The sequence below is a fragment of the Mesorhizobium newzealandense genome (assembly GCF_042682145.1).
Classification (GTDB): domain Bacteria; phylum Pseudomonadota; class Alphaproteobacteria; order Rhizobiales; family Rhizobiaceae; genus Mesorhizobium; species Mesorhizobium newzealandense.
This window is the reverse complement of record NZ_JBHUGZ010000007.1, coordinates 768619-784702: the sequence shown is the minus strand read 5'-3', so window position 1 is coordinate 784702 and position 16084 is coordinate 768619. Positions and strand designations below refer to the sequence as shown.

Annotated in this window: 16 protein-coding genes; 11 read left to right on the top strand and 5 right to left on the bottom strand. The window is 61.9% G+C overall.

The features are described 5' to 3' along the window. Positions 1–5: 5 nt before the first annotated feature. The 3 genes from ACFSOZ_RS12705 to ACFSOZ_RS12695 are packed head-to-tail and all read left to right on the top strand — an operon-like array spanning position 6 to position 3486. Positions 6–920 carry a head maturation protease, ClpP-related gene (locus ACFSOZ_RS12705; protein WP_379097941.1) on the top strand — a complete coding sequence of 305 codons (915 nt, stop codon included), beginning with the start codon at positions 6–8 and terminating at the stop codon, positions 918–920. After that, positions 920–3169, top strand: coding sequence for a phage tail protein (locus ACFSOZ_RS12700; RefSeq protein ID WP_379097939.1), 2250 nt, complete (start codon positions 920–922; stop codon positions 3167–3169). The genes ACFSOZ_RS12705 and ACFSOZ_RS12700 overlap by 1 nt, the downstream gene beginning before the upstream one ends. Continuing rightward, entirely contained in the window at positions 3169–3486 is a 318-nt protein-coding gene (locus ACFSOZ_RS12695) for a hypothetical protein (RefSeq protein ID WP_379097937.1), read from the top strand. Before ACFSOZ_RS12700 ends, ACFSOZ_RS12695 begins: the two co-directional genes overlap by 1 nt. 130 nt (positions 3487–3616) lie before the next feature. Here the strand turns inward: ACFSOZ_RS12695 and ACFSOZ_RS12690 are convergent, their stop codons facing one another. The 3 genes from ACFSOZ_RS12690 to ACFSOZ_RS12680 all read right to left on the bottom strand — a co-directional run bounded on the left by ACFSOZ_RS12690 (position 3617) and on the right by ACFSOZ_RS12680 (position 4652). Further along, a complete protein-coding gene (locus ACFSOZ_RS12690) occupies positions 3617–4057 on the bottom strand; it encodes a hypothetical protein (RefSeq protein WP_379097934.1) in 441 nt (146 codons plus the stop codon). Between the two features lie 80 nt (positions 4058–4137). Next, on the bottom strand, positions 4138–4359 hold the full coding sequence (locus tag ACFSOZ_RS12685) for a hypothetical protein (protein WP_379097931.1): 222 nt from the start codon (positions 4357–4359) through the stop codon (positions 4138–4140). Beyond that, entirely contained in the window at positions 4356–4652 is a 297-nt protein-coding gene (locus ACFSOZ_RS12680) for a hypothetical protein (protein WP_379097928.1), read from the bottom strand. Before ACFSOZ_RS12680 ends, ACFSOZ_RS12685 begins: the two co-directional genes overlap by 4 nt. A 556-nt stretch (positions 4653–5208) precedes the next feature. Between ACFSOZ_RS12680 and ACFSOZ_RS12675 the strand changes: the two genes are divergently transcribed. From ACFSOZ_RS12675 to ACFSOZ_RS12650, 6 genes are all read left to right on the top strand, one after another. Further along, on the top strand, positions 5209–5871 hold the full coding sequence (locus tag ACFSOZ_RS12675; RefSeq protein WP_379097926.1) for a hypothetical protein: 663 nt from the start codon (positions 5209–5211) through the stop codon (positions 5869–5871). Further along, on the top strand, positions 5861–6127 hold the full coding sequence (locus tag ACFSOZ_RS12670) for a hypothetical protein (protein ID WP_379095150.1): 267 nt from the start codon (positions 5861–5863) through the stop codon (positions 6125–6127). Before ACFSOZ_RS12675 ends, ACFSOZ_RS12670 begins: the two co-directional genes overlap by 11 nt. A gap of 867 nt (positions 6128–6994) precedes the next feature. Further along, positions 6995–8239, top strand: coding sequence for a septal ring lytic transglycosylase RlpA family protein (locus ACFSOZ_RS12665; protein ID WP_379097923.1), 1245 nt, complete (start codon positions 6995–6997; stop codon positions 8237–8239). Positions 8240–8342: 103 nt separating this feature from the next. After that, positions 8343–9509, top strand: coding sequence for a D-alanyl-D-alanine carboxypeptidase family protein (locus ACFSOZ_RS12660; protein ID WP_379097920.1), 1167 nt, complete (start codon positions 8343–8345; stop codon positions 9507–9509). A gap of 80 nt (positions 9510–9589) precedes the next feature. Further along, positions 9590–10264 carry a dTMP kinase gene (gene tmk, locus ACFSOZ_RS12655; RefSeq protein WP_379097917.1) on the top strand — a complete coding sequence of 225 codons (675 nt, stop codon included), beginning with the start codon at positions 9590–9592 and terminating at the stop codon, positions 10262–10264. Further along, complete coding sequence (locus ACFSOZ_RS12650; protein ID WP_379097914.1) at positions 10261–11316, top strand: DNA polymerase III subunit delta'; 1056 nt, start codon at positions 10261–10263, stop codon at positions 11314–11316. The genes tmk and ACFSOZ_RS12650 overlap by 4 nt, the downstream gene beginning before the upstream one ends. Before the next feature lie 122 nt (positions 11317–11438). On the opposite strand, the gene ACFSOZ_RS12645 is transcribed toward ACFSOZ_RS12650, so the two are convergent. Together ACFSOZ_RS12645 and ACFSOZ_RS12640 are read right to left on the bottom strand one after the other, a co-directional pair. Continuing rightward, the gene (locus ACFSOZ_RS12645) at positions 11439–12296 is read right to left on the bottom strand and encodes a hypothetical protein (RefSeq protein ID WP_379097911.1); all 858 of its coding nucleotides are present in this window, start codon (positions 12294–12296) and stop codon (positions 11439–11441) included. 5 nt (positions 12297–12301) lie between these two features. Further along, complete coding sequence (locus ACFSOZ_RS12640; RefSeq protein ID WP_379097909.1) at positions 12302–13402, bottom strand: hypothetical protein; 1101 nt, start codon at positions 13400–13402, stop codon at positions 12302–12304. A gap of 332 nt (positions 13403–13734) precedes the next feature. Between ACFSOZ_RS12640 and metG the strand changes: the two genes are divergently transcribed. Both metG and ACFSOZ_RS12630 read left to right on the top strand, forming a co-directional pair. Beyond that, entirely contained in the window at positions 13735–15288 is a 1554-nt protein-coding gene (gene metG / locus ACFSOZ_RS12635; RefSeq protein ID WP_379097906.1) for a methionine--tRNA ligase, read from the top strand. Further along, positions 15288–16082: a TatD family hydrolase gene (locus ACFSOZ_RS12630; protein ID WP_379097904.1), complete on the top strand. Its 795-nt coding sequence runs from the start codon at positions 15288–15290 to the stop codon at positions 16080–16082. Before metG ends, ACFSOZ_RS12630 begins: the two co-directional genes overlap by 1 nt. Positions 16083–16084: the final 2 nt, after the last annotated feature.

Below are 16084 nucleotides of genomic sequence, written 5' to 3'. Positions count from 1 at the left end.
ACGTTTTGCAGAATGGCGAAATCTGGCTTTACGGAACGGTTGGCGTAGGCGTTTCCGAAGATTTCGAGGGCTTTATCGCAACCGATGTCCGCGATGCGCTGGCGCAGATCGGGCCTTCCGACGTGACCGTCAGACTGAACTCTCCCGGCGGATGGTGTGTCGACGGCATAGCGATTTACAACCTCCTCGATCAGCACAAAGGCAAGGTCTCCATGCTGGTCGAGGGCGCCGCGGTTTCAGCCGGCTCTATCATCGCAATGGCAGGATCGGAAATCGTTCTCCGCACCGGCTCGTTCATGATGATTCACGACTGCTCGGGCTTGACCTACGGAAACGCGGCGACCCACGAAAAAGCGCTGGAGGAGTTCGAGGTCATCAATGCTGCCCTGGCCTCGATCTACGCCAAGCGAACGCGCCGGTCTGTATCGGAAATCCGCAAGGAAATGCGCGACGAAACCTGGATGACCGCAAGCGAGGCCGTGCAAAAGCGCTATGCCGACAGGGTTGAAACCGGTCGCGCCAAACAGCCTATGGCGGCCTTCGCCAACGTCTATTCCCATATGCCTGCACAGATGGCCGCGACGGCCACCAAAGCGCGACCATCGCCCGGATTCCTTGCCGCTCAGGCCAGATGCGAATCCGCGAAGAAAGCCGCGACCAATGAGGCCGTCACCGCGTTCTTGCGCGAATTCTGCCTCGGCCACGAACAGGATTCGGCCGTGGCGTCGATCGTGCAGCGGATGAAGGTGGAGGCACCGGCCGCCCATGCTCTGGCAATGAAGCTCGGGCCATCGGTTCGCGTCGATCGACATCCCCGTCGAGACGACGAGATCAGCGCTCGCCACAACGCGACCAACGGTCGAGACACTGGCTGGGTGTCGGCAATCGCCAAGGCGAACAAACTCCGGGGGATGAACTAATGGCCGGCAAAAACAACACGATCCAGCAAAGAATTTCGCTCTCGGGCGGCGACGACATCAAGTCACAGCTGCTCGCGCTTGGTGCTGCCGGCGAGAAAGCGTTCAAGCAACTGAAGACGGCGGTAGACAAGGCGAATTTCGCCAAATTTTCCGCGTCTCTCAGTAAGGCCCGGTCTGACCTTGCGACCGTAGGCAAGAACCTCGCTCTGTTGGGCACAGGGCTTGCTGCAGCGGCCGGGGGCGCAGGCGCGGCGGTGCTCGGCCTCGCAAAGTCCGGCTCGGAAGCTGCTGATGCGGCGGGCAAGGCAGCACAGAAAACCGGCCTGCAGATCGACGCATATGGAAAGCTCGAATTCGCCGCCAGCCAGGCCGATGTCAGCCAGGAACAGTTCGTCTCTGGCATGTCGAAATTGAACAAGGCGATCAGCGAAGCGGCGGCGCAGGGCACCAAGGCCGGCAAGGCGATTGAGGACGTCGGCGTTCATGTCACCCGCTTCGGCGCCAAGGCGAAGGATGCGGCGGCGGCGGCAAAGCCAGTTGCCGACATCTTCACCAAACTCGGCATCAGCGTCCGGGACGCCTCAGGAAAACTGAAGACCAATGAGCAGATCTTGCTCGAAGTCTCGGATGCCTTTGCGCGGATGCCGGACGGCGCGTTGAAATCTGCACTCGCCATTGAGTTGTTCGGCAAGGCCGGCGCGGAACTGCTGCCGTTCCTGAATGCGGGAAAGAAGGGTCTGATCGATCTTGGCAAGGAAGCCGTGGCCTTGGGAATTGTTTTCAGCCCGGAACAGGTCACGGCGGCCGAGAATTTCAACGACACCGTTGCTTCGCTCGGCAAGTCAGTACGCGGTACGCGCATCCAATTGGGCCTGCTGTTCGCGCCGCTGTTCACCGCGCTTGCGGGCGGCCTTCGCGATGAGATCAACAACAACCGGGTCGCCATTGTCGCCTTCGGGCAGAAGGTCGCGCAGGTCACGGCCGGCGCGCTCGGCGATCTCTTCCATTTGCTTTCCGGCAACACGCAAAACATCAAAAGTCCATTCATCCGGGAATGGGGCGCCGCCATCGTCCAGTTTGGCCGCGACGTCGCAGGTGTGGTCAACGGCTTGGTGATTCCGGCTTTCAAGGCGTTGCGGGAAGGCGCGCAGTTTGTCGCCGATGCCATCAACAAGGTCTTTGGCACAGACATCACTGCCGGCGAGCTTGCGCTCGGCACTGCCATCCTATCGGCCGTCGGGGCATTCACCTTGCTCGCCAGTGTGGTCGGTGTCGTCGTGTCCGGCATCGGCCTTCTGGCCGGCCTTGTAGGTGGCATCCCTCTGGCGATCGCTGCGGCGGCAGTTACGGCCGGCATCCTGATCGGCGTTTTTTGGGAAGACATCAAAGCCGGTGCGGCCGGCGCATGGCAGGTCGTTCAGGACGGCGCGGCCACGGCCTGGCAAGCGATCGTACAGGGCGCGACGGACTTGTGGTCGCAGATCGTCGGCGCCTTCCAGGCAGGCCAGCAGATGGCCGTGGATGCCTTCAATGCGATTGTCGAAAGCATTGTGTCAGTCTGGAATGGCCTTATCGATCGCTTGGGCTCGATCGCGCAGCAGATCGTCGACCGGATCGCTACTTGGTTCGGGACGTTGCCGCAGCGGATCACCACAATATTCAACAGCCTGGTGAGCATTGCCAGCAGCGTCCTCAACCGCGTGTCGTCGCTGGTCGACAGCATCGTCTCGAAGATCAAGTCGGCAATCGCGTTCGCGAAGCAACTCGCCGGGCTTGGCGGTGGCGATAGCGGATCATCCGGCGGCGGCTCGCAGGGCGGCTTTGCCCGAGGCGGCTTCCTGGCCCACGGACCGGGGACGTCGACTTCCGACAGCATCATGGCGCGGTTGAGCGTCGGCGAATTCGTGATCCGGGCGAAGGTGGTCAAGGCACTCGGGGCTGATTTCTTCCATGCCCTGAATAACGGCTTCCTGCCGTCGCTCAAGGGCCTTCAGGGCTTCAGCCTCGGCGGCGCGGTCGACCAGTTCAATCGCTCGATGTCGGTCCAGCGTTTCGCCAGTGGCGGCCTTGCAAAAACCAATCTGGCGCCGGCCTCCGGCTTCACTGGCAAGACGGTGGCGGTGAAACTCCAATATGGCCCAACGGTGCAGGATGTCATCGACCTGATCGGCCAGGCCGACCCGGTGACCCGGTTCCAGCAATTCGCCTTGGCCGAAGCGACGAGCAGCGCCGGCCGGAGGCCCCGCTGATGAGCGATCTACCCGAGTTCGACCAGAACACCATTCCCCACGCCTACAGCCCGCAGAATCCCCTCGTGCGAGCCAACCAGGCGGAATTCCAGCAAGAGTTTGGGGACTTCAAGGTCCACCACATCGCGGGCTTTCGTGTCGGGCCGGCGCCGAAGGGCGAGTGGGTCGGAATGCGCTTCGATATGGAGGACGGCTCAACGCTCAAAGTATCGATCCCGCTCACTCTCTGGCAGTCGTTCGGCAACGAATATGTTTGCGCGATGATGTCGGCGGGCGAGATCGTGCAGGCCGCCTATGGGCAAGAGGGCGCGGCATGATCGTCGCCTGGCTGGCCCTCATCGCTTCAATCGGCGTCGTCGGCGCGCTGGTGTTTCTGCATGCGTGACAGCGTCGCCACTGCTTGGCGGGTAGAAAGACCGGGCGAGATCGCCTCGTCGTCCTTACTAACTACTGACGCGTCGGCGGATCAGTCATACCGGTTCGACTTAGTGACGGCTCCAGTTGAAGCGCCGTTGCGAGCGATTCAAGTAGCAACCGAGCGCCAATTCTATCCACCTCAAAAGCCATGTGCTGGCCGGTCCGCGTGACGAAGTCGAACATAATTCCGTCCCCGGTGGTGGTGCCGATAGAGCCCTGCTTAATTTGAAAGACGCGGCGCGGGTTGCCTCCTTCCCGGCGCCGTTCGCATTCGCCGGCCACCTTCATCAGGACAGGCAGCATCTTATCGAGAAGGTCGGCTGCTAGCTGGACGGGGATTTCTGTTTTGAGATCGCGCTCAAGGAACACGATGCGCGCTAACCGGCCATCCTCGCTGCTACCGATGTCCTTAAAGCCGAAAGCTCGCGGCTCGTCGCCGGTTGCGTGGATAATGGTTGGTTCTTCTGCCAATTTGAAAATCCCCTGCACAATTTGCTACCCAAGGTGTGCAGGATGAGGTCGTGAGGCCTCTGAGTCCATCTCGTGCTCACTTAAGACGCTGGATGATCGGCGCTTCCAACTTCGTCGTAAGACCCCGACACCAGCCGAACCCGACCGCGCTTGTCGAGTTCTTTCAAAACGTCGGACCACACCATGACGGCGAGCGAAGCGAAGTTTTCGACCTTCGCCACGCATTCCATCATCATGTCGTCGTAGCCTTCCAAGGACTCTAATGTCATCGCATCTGCATGGATTGCGCGAAACGGCGTCATCCCACCGTCCTCTCGATCGTCACTTTCTTCCCGCGCGAAAGAGCGACAAGCAGCCCCAGAATGATATCCCCGAACAGCCAGAGCCAGAGCAACATGCCTACGGCGATCGTTCCGCCGATCGCGGTACCAGCTTGTGAAGCGGCATCGGCCGTTGCTTGGTAGTGCTCACTGGAGATTTTCACGGCATAGAATATCCACAGCCCCATCAGGGCGTTGAAGGCCAGGAACATCCACCAGAACAGCATCCCGAAAAAGCCACGCTTTCTCGTCTCGACGCGCTCAATATGCGGCATAGTAAAACCCCCTCCCTCTGTTTCCCCAATACAGCATTGCGCAACTGGCGCGCGCACGCAAGCGGCCTCCCCGAAGGGAGTGGCTTGACCATTTGGACGAATAAGAGGAACGTGCCAGGCGGAGCCTAGAAACTCCCGCGAATGGCCTTTGCCGGGCCATTGGCACCCCAGAGCGTAGGCAGGGCGATCCCTGCAAGGATCTTTCAGCCTACGAAAACGAACGCGCGCACAAGCCGTGAGCGCGACCGGCTGCACTATGTCGGGAAGGCCACGGCTATGCAATACCCGAAAGGGAAAGGCCGTGGCGCATCGTCTCTGGCGATGTTTCTAGCTTCCCGGCGCCAGTGCTGACCGCTGGCAACCGGCCCTAGAAAGCCGTAAATCCAGAGACCAAAACCATGATGAGCTACCTAGCAATATGCTTGCTGCTTGCCGCAGCAAGCCTCCGCACGCGCCTTGTGCGCCTGCACCTCGCCCTGAGGCTGCTTCGCCTCTCCAATGCCCTGCACGACGCTGGCGCCCGTATCATCGAACGGGAAGAGCGGAGGGTGGGCCAATGAACGCGATCAGCACATTGCAGCCCTTCGCCATGCCGGCTGGCATGGACCCGCGCACATGGCGGCAGGAAGTCGGGAAGCGCATCAACGAACTGCTCGACCAGTCGATGGCGCTGATCACCGCGCTGGACGTGATGGAAAGCGATTGCGACCTCGAAGACGGCGCCGACGCCGAGCCGTCGCTAGGCTGCCTCGATGATCTGGAGCTAGACAATTCCGACGACGAGGACGACGGCACCGCAGAGCCTATGCACGGGGCCATAGAGGGCCATCCCACGTCCAGAGACACAAACCCATATACGGGCGTAGCCATGCCTCGCAGCGGCGAATTGACGGTTCAACTCCTTGGCAGCAACTCGCAAGCGCATTGGGGTGGCGACAGAGCCACGGCGCCAAGCCATGACGAGTGCGAGGCCGAAAACGAGCATGGCGGCGACGTGCTGGACGAGCCGCACGACGAGGACGTCGACCGGGAGCCGTCGCTCGGCTGGACCACTGGCATCGACCAGCGCTTCACCATGAAGGTGGACGACACCGCATGGATCGAGGACGGCGAGCAGGACGGCGGCGACATGCGGGAAGGCGACGACGAGCGGGAAGCCGACTGCGCAGAATATGACGGCCCTGGCTTGATGACGGGAGGCAACGAAGATGGCCGCTGATCGTCCCCTGAACCCAAAGTATCCCGGCTCGGAAGCCGTCGACGAGGTTGACCATGCGCTCGATCTGATCCGCGTGGCACGGCTGGCAATCTGCGCGCATGAGGCAGACCCGACCAACGTCTCGAACGAGGATATGGCGGCGATCGGCTATGTCCTGATCTACGCGATGGACATTCTCAAGCCGGTGCGGGAGGCGCTGAACCGTGGCGTCGCCGAGGAAACCAAGACCGCTCTCCACGCTGCCGGCCGAGCCTGATCATCCGCAAGCGTAACGACAATGGCCCGCTGCCTCACGGTGGCGGGCTTTCGATCGCGGAGTTTTTCGTTTGGATCAACACCTTGCCGCGCCCGCACGGCAAGGATCAGCTCCTAGTCAAGGCGGGAAGCCACGAGCTTGTTACCCACGACAGCTACATTGATCTTTCACGAGTGGTCATACATGACGGTTGGGAGTTCGATGGCGCGAAAGAGTTCAATCAGATTCACAAGCCACTGTGTGCTTCAATTTTGGCGGCGATAGAGGCCGGCCTTGAAGTCATGCCACCGAGACACTCGGCAGCTATCCACCAGAGTCTTTCCGCCTTGGTGTGAGCCTTCCCGCAAAAATGACAGAACTGGTACCGCAATTGGTACCGGACGGGCAGGGAAGGGGCGGGACTGGCCGTGATAGCGAACCGCTTGCGGCAAAGAAAAAGCCCGGAAAACCGGGCTATTCGGGACTGTCAACGATCAGTCGGGACGGCTTTCACCACGTTTCAAGACCGGTGCCTTAAACCGCTCGGCCATTCCTCCGGCAGTCGCGGTCCACTGCTCTAGTGTGCTCGGCAAAGTCCTGTCAACCGGCAGGCATGTCCCGGCAGAGGTGGGGGAGGAGCCCTGCGGCAGGGGACGACATGACTTTTGCGCAGCAGAACGAAAAAAATCGTGACTTTTCAGGATGCTCAGCTAGGAGCCGCGCCACAATCTTGCCCGGTTCCGGCCACAATCGGTTAATACCGTGATAAACAATTCCTGCGCACAAAGGATCGGGGTTCAAGGCGTCGTTGATTGATCGAGAGAGTGTATTGGCATCCTCTGATGCTCGAGCGGCGTCTTGGCTGAGACTGTAGGGGACATCAGAAAAATGCAGGCTATGACGCGCCCGCGTCTTCGTCGCGCTGCTACTGTCGCATTGTTGGCGGTCTCGGCTGCCTTGCTGGCGGCTTGCGCGTCGCAGCCTGAACCGAAAGCGATGGTCTACAAAAAGACCCGCTCCAAGGAATATTTCTCCGAATCCGAATATGGCGTGAAGGCAAGCCCGCGCGTGGCCTTCCGGGGCGGGCGTCTGCAGCGTGGCGGCGGCCGGGACCAGCTCGGCAAGCCCTATCAGGTCCGGGGCCGGTGGTATTACCCCAAGGAAGACAAGCACTACGCCAAGGTCGGTCTGGCCTCCTGGTATGGCGATGCCTTCCACGGCCGGCTGACCGCCAATGGTGAAGTCTACGACATGACGCATCTGACGGCGGCGCATCCGACGATGCCGCTGCCAAGCTATGCCCGCGTCACCAATCTCAAGACCGGCAGCTCGGTCATCGTTCGCGTCAACGATCGCGGCCCCTATCATGAAGGCCGCATCATCGATGTGTCGGAGCGCGCTGCCCAGATGCTTGACTACGCCAATATCGGCACTGCGCAAGTGAAGGTCGAATATGTCGGCCGCGCACCGCTCGACGGCGATGACGACCAGTATCTGATGGCTTCCTACCATCCCGGCAACAGGGCGCCCGATCCGTCGGATGGACTGCCGACCGGCGTCATGGTCGCCATGAACGGGCCGTCGCCGAGCCTGCCTGTCGGTGCCGCTGCCGTACCGTTTCCTGGCCAGCTGACCGATTCAGGCCAGTCGACCGATTCAGGGATGGTTCAGCCGGTCATGTCGGCGCAATCGCCGGCCTATGGCGATCTGGTGTTGCCCGATTTCGGCCCGATCGTACCGGAACGCCCGGAGATCAACCTGCCGCCGCAATCACCGTTTGCCGTGGCCTCGCTGTCCTATGCGGACGAGCGGGTAGAACGGGCCACCAACGCCTTCGCAGCGCTCGGCGGCGACGGCATGTCACCGGCCGACCTGCTTCAATCGTGGAAGCGGCAATCGCCACCGGCGGGTTCCGACTATGTCGCGGCGGGTTCGTTCGAGGATGCGGCGGAGGCCAGGCGCATTGCCGCTCAGCTTGCCGCATTCGGCAAGATCGAGATCCAGCGTTCAGAACTCGATGGCGAGGATTGGTATTCGGTCAATCTCTATCCCGATGGCCACCGCAATCTGGATGATTTGCTGCAGGCGGCCTGGTCGCATGGCGCGCCGGACGCACTGGCCGTGCGCAACTGAGCGGAAGCCGGTTCGGATTTGCGCTGCGCGGTTGATCCGCCGCGGAAAAAGCCCGATACTTTTTGTGGGCTTGCCGGACGTTCCGGCCAACGGGTCGAACATCATGCAACTGCGCTTGTTCCAGCCTTTCGCCGGGCTTCTGGTTTTTTGCCTGCTCCTGCTTTCCCTGGCTCCAGCCAGCGCGCAGCTTTTCGAGACCAAGGCCACGCAGGTCTTCATGATCGACGCCGAGACCGGGACGGTGCTGTTTTCGAAAGATGCCGACAAGCCGATACCGCCGGCTTCGATGGCCAAGCTGATGACCATGGAAGTGGTTTTCAACGCCATAAAGTCCGGACGCCTGAAGCTCGACGATACCTTCGTGGTCAGCGAAAACGCCTGGCGCAAGGGCGGTGCGCCTTCGGGAACATCGACGATGTTCGCCAAGCTCAAATCGTCGATCCGGCTCGAGGACCTCATCCAGGGCGTAACGGTGCAGGCGGCCAATGACGGCTGCATCGTCATCGCCGAAGGCATGGCCGGGTCGGAGGACAATTTTGCCGCGCAGATGACCGAACGCGCCCGCCAGATCGGCCTCAAGACATCGACCTTCGTCAATTCGACCGGCCTGCCGGCGGACGGCCAGCAGACGACCGTGCGCGAGCTGGCGCTGCTGTCCGTGCATCTGTGGCGCGATTATCCGGATTTCTATCGCTACTATGGCCAGAAGGATTTTACCTGGAACAAGATCTCGCAGCGGAACCGCAATCCGCTGCTGGCGATGGACATCGGCGCCGACGGCCTGGCTGTCGGCGCGAGCGAGGCCTCAGGCTTCGGCATCGTCGGTTCGGTCAGTCACAATGGCACGCGGGTGATCGCGGCGATGAGCGGACTGGCCAGCGACAAGGAACGTGCTGAAGAGGCGCGAAAGCTGCTCGACTGGGGTGTTCGCTCTTTCGAGAAGACCGAAATCTTCGCCAAGGACGAGGTGGTCGGCGAAGCCGAGGTTTTTGGCGGCGCCAAATCCGGGGTGACGCTGAAGGCCAGGGGCCCGATCGAGATCTTCCTGCCGATCACCAACCGCGACAAGCTGACGGCCAAGATCGTCTACAACGGCCCGGTTGCAGCACCTGTGGAGGAAGGACAGCCGGTGGGTGCGCTGCGCGTCTGGATTGGCGACACGCTGAGCCAGGAGACGCCGCTTTTCGCCGCCGAGTCGATCGGCGTCGGCACATTGCCGCAACGCGCGCTCGACGCCGTCAAGGAACTGGCGGTCGGCTGGCTGCGCTAGCGCCGACGGCATAGACGTTTCCCCCGACGCGGACTATCTAGAGCGCTATAACACCCGCAAGCATGGCAGAGGCTTTTCGATTGGCGCGCGGATTTTTCATCACCTTCGAAGGCGGCGAAGGAGCAGGCAAGTCGACGCAGATCGAGCGGCTGGCCAGGAAGATGCGCGCCAAGCGATATGATGTCCTGCTCACCCGTGAACCAGGCGGCTCGCCGGGCGCCGAGGCGGTCAGGCATGTGCTGCTTTCGGGCGCCGCCGAACCATTCGGGCCGAAGATGGAGGCGCTGCTTTTCGCCGCCGCGCGCTCCGACCATGTCGAGCAGGTCATCCGGCCGGCGGTCGAGCGTGGCACCATCGTGCTTTGCGACCGCTTCCTGGATTCCTCACGCGTCTACCAGGGCGTCACCGGCGGTATCGACCCCGCGTTCATGGATACGCTGGAGCAGGTCGCCATCAACGGCATGATGCCCGACATGACGTTGATCTTCGACATCGATCCGGCGGAAGGCCTCAGGCGCGCAACGCTGCGGCGCGGCACCGAAGCAACCGCCGATCGCTTCGAGAAGGAGACGCTGGCGATCCATCAGGCCCGCCGAGAGGCGTTTCTGGCGATCGCCGCGGCCGAGCCGGAACGCTGCATCGTCGTCGACGCAGCCGCCGATCCCGATACGGTCGAGAATGTCGTCACCGCCGCCGTGTTCGCGGCCCTGGAGGCAAGAACGCCGACGCGCAACAGGCAGGTAACGCCGGCATGATCTTCGAGCGCATCGCACCGGAGCAGCACGATACGCTGGACGGCGTGCCAGAGCCATCCGAGACACCACGTCTGGTCGGACACCGGCAGGCCGCGGAGATGCTGACGGCCGCCTATAGTGCGGGAAAGCTGCCGCATGCGCTTATCTTCTCCGGACCGGTCGGCATCGGCAAGGCCACGCTCGCCTTCCACCTTGCGCATCATCTCTTGCGGCACCCGGACTTCGCGCAGGCGCCCGAAAGCCTTGCCATTCCCGATCCGGCTTCGTCGCTGTTTCGCCAGATCGCCACCGGCGCGCATCCTTCGGTGCTGCATCTGACCCGTCCGCTCAACGACAAGACCAAGAGCTTCAAGACTGTCGTCACCGTCGACGAAATCCGCAAGGTCAGCCGCTTCCTGTCACTGACCTCGCATGACGGCAGCTACCGGGTCGTCATCGTCGATCCGGCCGACGACATGAACGCCAATGCCGCCAATGCCTTGCTGAAGAATCTCGAGGAGCCGCCGGCACGAACGCTGTTCATCCTGATCGTCCATGCGCCGGGCAGCCTGCTGCCGACGATCCGGTCGCGCTGCCAGGTGGTGCGGCTGACACCGCTCGATGCCGACGACCTGATGGCGGTGCTGGAAACCGCCGAACCGCCACCGCCAAACGATCCGGCGGCGCGGGCAGCGCTGGCCGAGCGGGCAGGGGGCAGCGCGCGCAGCGCGATCCTGTTGACGCAGTATGGCGGGCTGGAGATCGCCTCGACGCTCGATGCCCTGGTGGCGGCAAGAAAGGGCGATGTCGGCGGCGCGTTTCGCCTTGCCGAGGCTGTCGCCGGCCGCGACCTGGCGATCCAGTTCGAGATCTTCAACCGCCGGGCGCTCGACCTTTTATCGGACGCGGCAAGCCGGGCTGCCTTGGCCGGCGATCTCGCCCGGGCCAAAACGCTGTCGGACACCTGGCATGAGGCGCTGGACGCCATATCCGAGACCGACACCTACAATCTCGACAAGAAGCAGCACGCCCTGACCATGATCGAGCGCCTGAATTCCGCAATGCGGATGTGACGATTTCTATGTGCATGCCGTTGCCCCAAAACCGGGGCCACTTTTGGGCGGCATGCATGGCCTCGGGATGGGCGGCCGCTTTCAGGCGCCGGTCGTGTTCTCCTCCAGCAGTCGGATCGCGCCTATTCGGGGCGCCGTGCGTGCTGGCTCGCTCGCTGCACCGCCAGCGCGGCATCATACTTTGCGCGATTGGCCCAATAGATGGTGGAAAACAGCAGCGCCTGGTCGCGGAAAGGAACGTGGTCCACCGTATCCGTGGCGGCCTCGGCTTCGATCCAGTCGGCGTGAAAGTCGGCGGCTCCCATCCTGTCGCCACCGAGAGCCATCTGCTGGAAGCGATACATATGGTCCTCGATCTCGAGATAGCGATCGGCCCAGACGATCGACCATTGCCGGTTTTGCATGGTGAATCTGCGAATCCAGCGCTCGCTCAGGTCCATGTCCCCTTCGGGTTTGGAATACATGACGTTCCGGCGCGCTTCGAGCAGTGTGTTGGTGGCGACGACTTCATTTTCGCGCCACAGAAGCCGCATGGCCGGATCGTTCAGAAATCGGTCTGCGTAAATGGGATGAGGAAACGCGCTTTCTCTCAGCCCATCTATCTTGAAATAAACCAGCAGTTCGGAAGCCACGCTCGCTTCGAGTTCGTTGCGCTCCATCTTGCCGTGGAAAGCCTCGAATCCGATACCCGGAATGAAGGGCATGTGCGCGGCGTGCCAGATTTCGTGCAGGAGGTAGAGATCCTCGATGGCCGCAGCCGCATAATCATCCCGGCGCATTGTCAGCCCCCACCAGGTGCAGAAGTGCGCGCGCTCCAGGCGGTCGTTGGTGGTCTCGCAGCTGAAGCGCGGCAGGCGGGCGTACTGATCGACAATGCTGTGAATATAGCCGCCTTCGCGATGCGAGGATCGGAATGCTTCCGTTTTCCAGTGCACCAAGCAGTGAGCGTGGACATCGTCGCTCGACACGAGCGGGATCAAATGTTTCATGAAAACGACCCCGAATTCGGACTGGCCATGCCGATCCGCTCCGCCATGCCTGGCGTCAGGCATACGCGTGGCCGGGCATCGATCGCGCCGGGCGCGCGCGTGAGATAGGAGACCAATTCCGGATCGACGTCCGCGCCTGGCGACGCCTGGGCAAGAATGAAGACGTCCGCCGGCATCAAGGTTAGGCCGAGAGCCAGGCCTACATGTTCGGCTACGCTCTGTTGAACACTGGCGTAGCGGCGCGCCATGGCGAAGACGTCGAACCGCTCCATGAGCCGGATACCCAATTGCAGCGATGTCAGATTCTTGAACCATTGATTGCCAAAAAGGCCGAGATTCTCCGATCGGCAGAACACCCCGCCTATGCGGTCGTAATAGGCGCCGAACGGCTTGGACAGGCTGATCACCACGGCGGTCACGCAAGGCGCGCCGGCGAGGATCGTCTCTGCCGGCGGTTCGGCGGTTGCCCCGACATAGGTCAGATCGAGGACAATTTGGGGCGGGTTCGCGCGCTCGCTCAGCCGGTGCAGAAAGGCATTGGCCTCCGGCCACACCATGCCGTCAATGGCCGAGGGTTGGCTGAGACAGAGCAGGTCCTGGGGATCAATGGTGTCGGCGACATCGCGCCAAGCGTGACGCTCTTGTTCCGTCACGGGAACGCCGCAGGCTTCCGCGTAAGCTTTGTAGCCTTCATACTCGCCCCGAAAGATCACAAGCCGAGGTGAAAACCGCTCGACCCGTGCGCGATTGCCGTAGTCGGAAATCAGGTGAAAAAGCGGCTCGCTTGCACCGGCGGTCGGATAGGTGAATGGAAAGTCAGCCGCGTTGAGAGGTACCATCGGCTTCGCCCAGCCGAGCCATGTGTCGAAGAACCGTCTGTGCAGCGCGTTCTGCTTTCCTGTCCAGGCATGGCGAAACTGATCGAGATAGGCGGCGCGGATCGGATCGGGGCCATTTCCCCCGCTATTGCCGAACAACTCGGCCTTCACTGTTTCGATCTCGGGGGTGACGAGGGCGTAGACGGTCTTGCTCGCGCCGGCCTGACGCAAGCGCAAATCAAGGTTCTGTCGCGGATCGTATTGAGAGGTCGTGGCCATGCCGGTCTGCCTTTGCACCGCCACGAAACTACGGGATCGTGGCCTCTCATTGCAACGGGTCCCACTGGAGGTGGTCGACGGGTGCCAGCGAAGCGATGCTGGCTGGAAACATCATCAAGGCCAGAACGCGCGATCCGGGACTTGGCATGGGGCGCTGGACGCTATATCTGAGACTGATACCGACAATCTCGACAAGAAGCAGCACGCCTGACCATGATCGACCGCCTGAATTCTGCAATGCGAATGTGACGGGGCCTCGGGATGGCAATCGCCGCCCCGATGCGATATCCACCGCCACGCCTTTCCATTCAGACATTCATGACGGTTCATTCATGTCACGCGACAAATTCTACATCACGACCGCGATTTCCTATCCAAACGGCAAACCGCATATCGGCCATGCCTACGAGCTGATCGCAACCGACGCGCTTGCCCGCTTCCAGCGGCTCGACGGCAAGGACGTGTTTTTCCTAACCGGGACCGACGAGCACGGCATCAAGATGCTGCAGACCGCGAAGCGGGAAGGCATTTCGCCGCGCGAACTGGCCGATCGCAATTCGGCCGATTTCAAGCGCATGGCGGAGGCGCTCAACGCCTCCAATGACGATTTCATCCGCACCACGGAAGAGCGGCATTACGAGTCGTCGCAGGCGATCTGGAAGGCGATGGCCGCCAATGGCGATATCTACAAGGGCGGCTATGCCGGCTGGTATTCGGTGCGCGACGAAGCCTATTACGGCGAGGAGGAGACGGAGGTCCGTCCCGACAATGTCCGTTACGGGCCGCAGGGAACGCCGGTCGAATGGGTCGAGGAGGAGAGCTATTTCTTCCGCCTCTCGGCCTACCAGGACAAGCTCATCGCGCTCTATGAAAGCCAGCCCGACTTTATCGGCCCGGCGGAGCGTCGCAACGAGGTGATGAGCTTCGTCAAGTCGGGCCTGAAGGATCTGTCGATCTCGCGCACCACCTTCGACTGGGGCGTGCCGGTGCCGGGCGACGAGAAGCATGTGATGTATGTGTGGGTCGACGCCCTGACCAATTACATCACCGGTGTCGGCTATCCCGATGAAAATGCTGACGATTGGCGTTTCTGGCCTGCGGATGCGCACATCATCGGCAAGGACATCGTCCGCTTCCACGCGGTCTATTGGCCGGCCTTCCTGATGTCTGCCGGAATCCCGCTGCCGAAGCGCGTTTTCGGCCACGGCTTCCTGTTCAACCGCGGCGAGAAGATGTCGAAGTCGGTCGGCAACGTCATCGACCCGTTCACCATGATCGAGCATTACGGTCTCGACCAGGTGCGCTACTTCTTCCTGCGCGAGGTGCCGTTCGGCCAGGACGGCAGCTACAGCCATGAAGCGATCGTCAACCGCACCAACGCCGACCTTGCCAATGGCCTCGGCAATCTGGCGCAGCGCTCGCTGTCGATGATCGCCAAGAACTGCGGCGGAGTGGTGCCGCTACGCAGCGCCCTGACGGATGAGGACAAGTCGATTCTGGATCAGGCAAGCGACGTCCTCACGGTGGCGCGCAAGGCCATGGCGGAGCAAGGCATTCATCTGGCGCTGGCGGCGATCTTCGGCGTGGTGGCGGAAGCCGACCGCTACTTCGCCGGACAGGCACCATGGGCGCTCAAGAAGAGCGATCCGGCCCGCATGGAAACCGTGCTGTGGACGACCGCCGAAGTCGTCCGGCGCGTGGCATTGCTGTGCCAACCCTTCATTCCGGGATCGGCCAACAAACTGCTCGACCTGCTGGCGGTGCCGGCGGACAGCCGCGATTTCGTGCATGTCGCGGCAGACCACGCGCTTGTCTCCGGGGTTGCATTGCCTGCGCCGGAGGGGGTGTTTCCGCGTTACGTCGAACAGCCGGACGCGAACGCCTGATGCTCGTCGACAGTCACTGCCACCTGGATTTCCCAGATTTCGCCGAGGAACGGGCGGCCATTGTCGCCCGCGCCAAGGCGGCCGGAATCGGCCGCATGGTGACGATCTCGACGCGCGTGAAGCGGTTTCAGCAAATCATTGAAATCGCTGACACTTTCGACGAAGTGTACTGTTCGGTCGGCACCCATCCGCACAATGCCGCGGAAGAGTTGGACGTGACCTCGGCAGATCTCATCCGTTTGGCGGCCCATCCGAAGGTGGTGGCAATCGGCGAGGCCGGTCTCGACTATTTCTATAACAAAGCGCCGCGCGAGGCACAGGCGCAGGGGTTTCGCGCCCACATCGCCGCGGCGCGGGAAACGGGGCTGCCGCTGGTCATCCATTCACGCGATGCCGATGATGACATGGCAGCCATTCTCGAAGACGAAACAGGGAAGGGCGCCTTCCCCTTCATCCTGCACTGTTTTTCCTCGGGGCGCCGGCTGGCCGAAATCGGCGTCGCGCTCGGCGGCTACGTGTCGTTCTCGGGTATCCTGACCTTCAAGAACTCGGCCGAGTTGCGCGCCATTGCCGCCGATGTGCCGCATGATCGCTTGCTGGTCGAGACCGACGCACCCTATCTGGCGCCCGTACCGTTTCGCGGCAAGCGCAACGAGCCGGCCTATGTCGCGCACACGGCAAAAGTGCTGGCCGAGACGATTGGCGTCAGCGAGGCTGAAATCGCTGATCTGACGACGAACAATTTCTTCCGTCTGTTCGGCAAGATGCCGCGACCTGCCGAGCAAAGCGCCTGAAC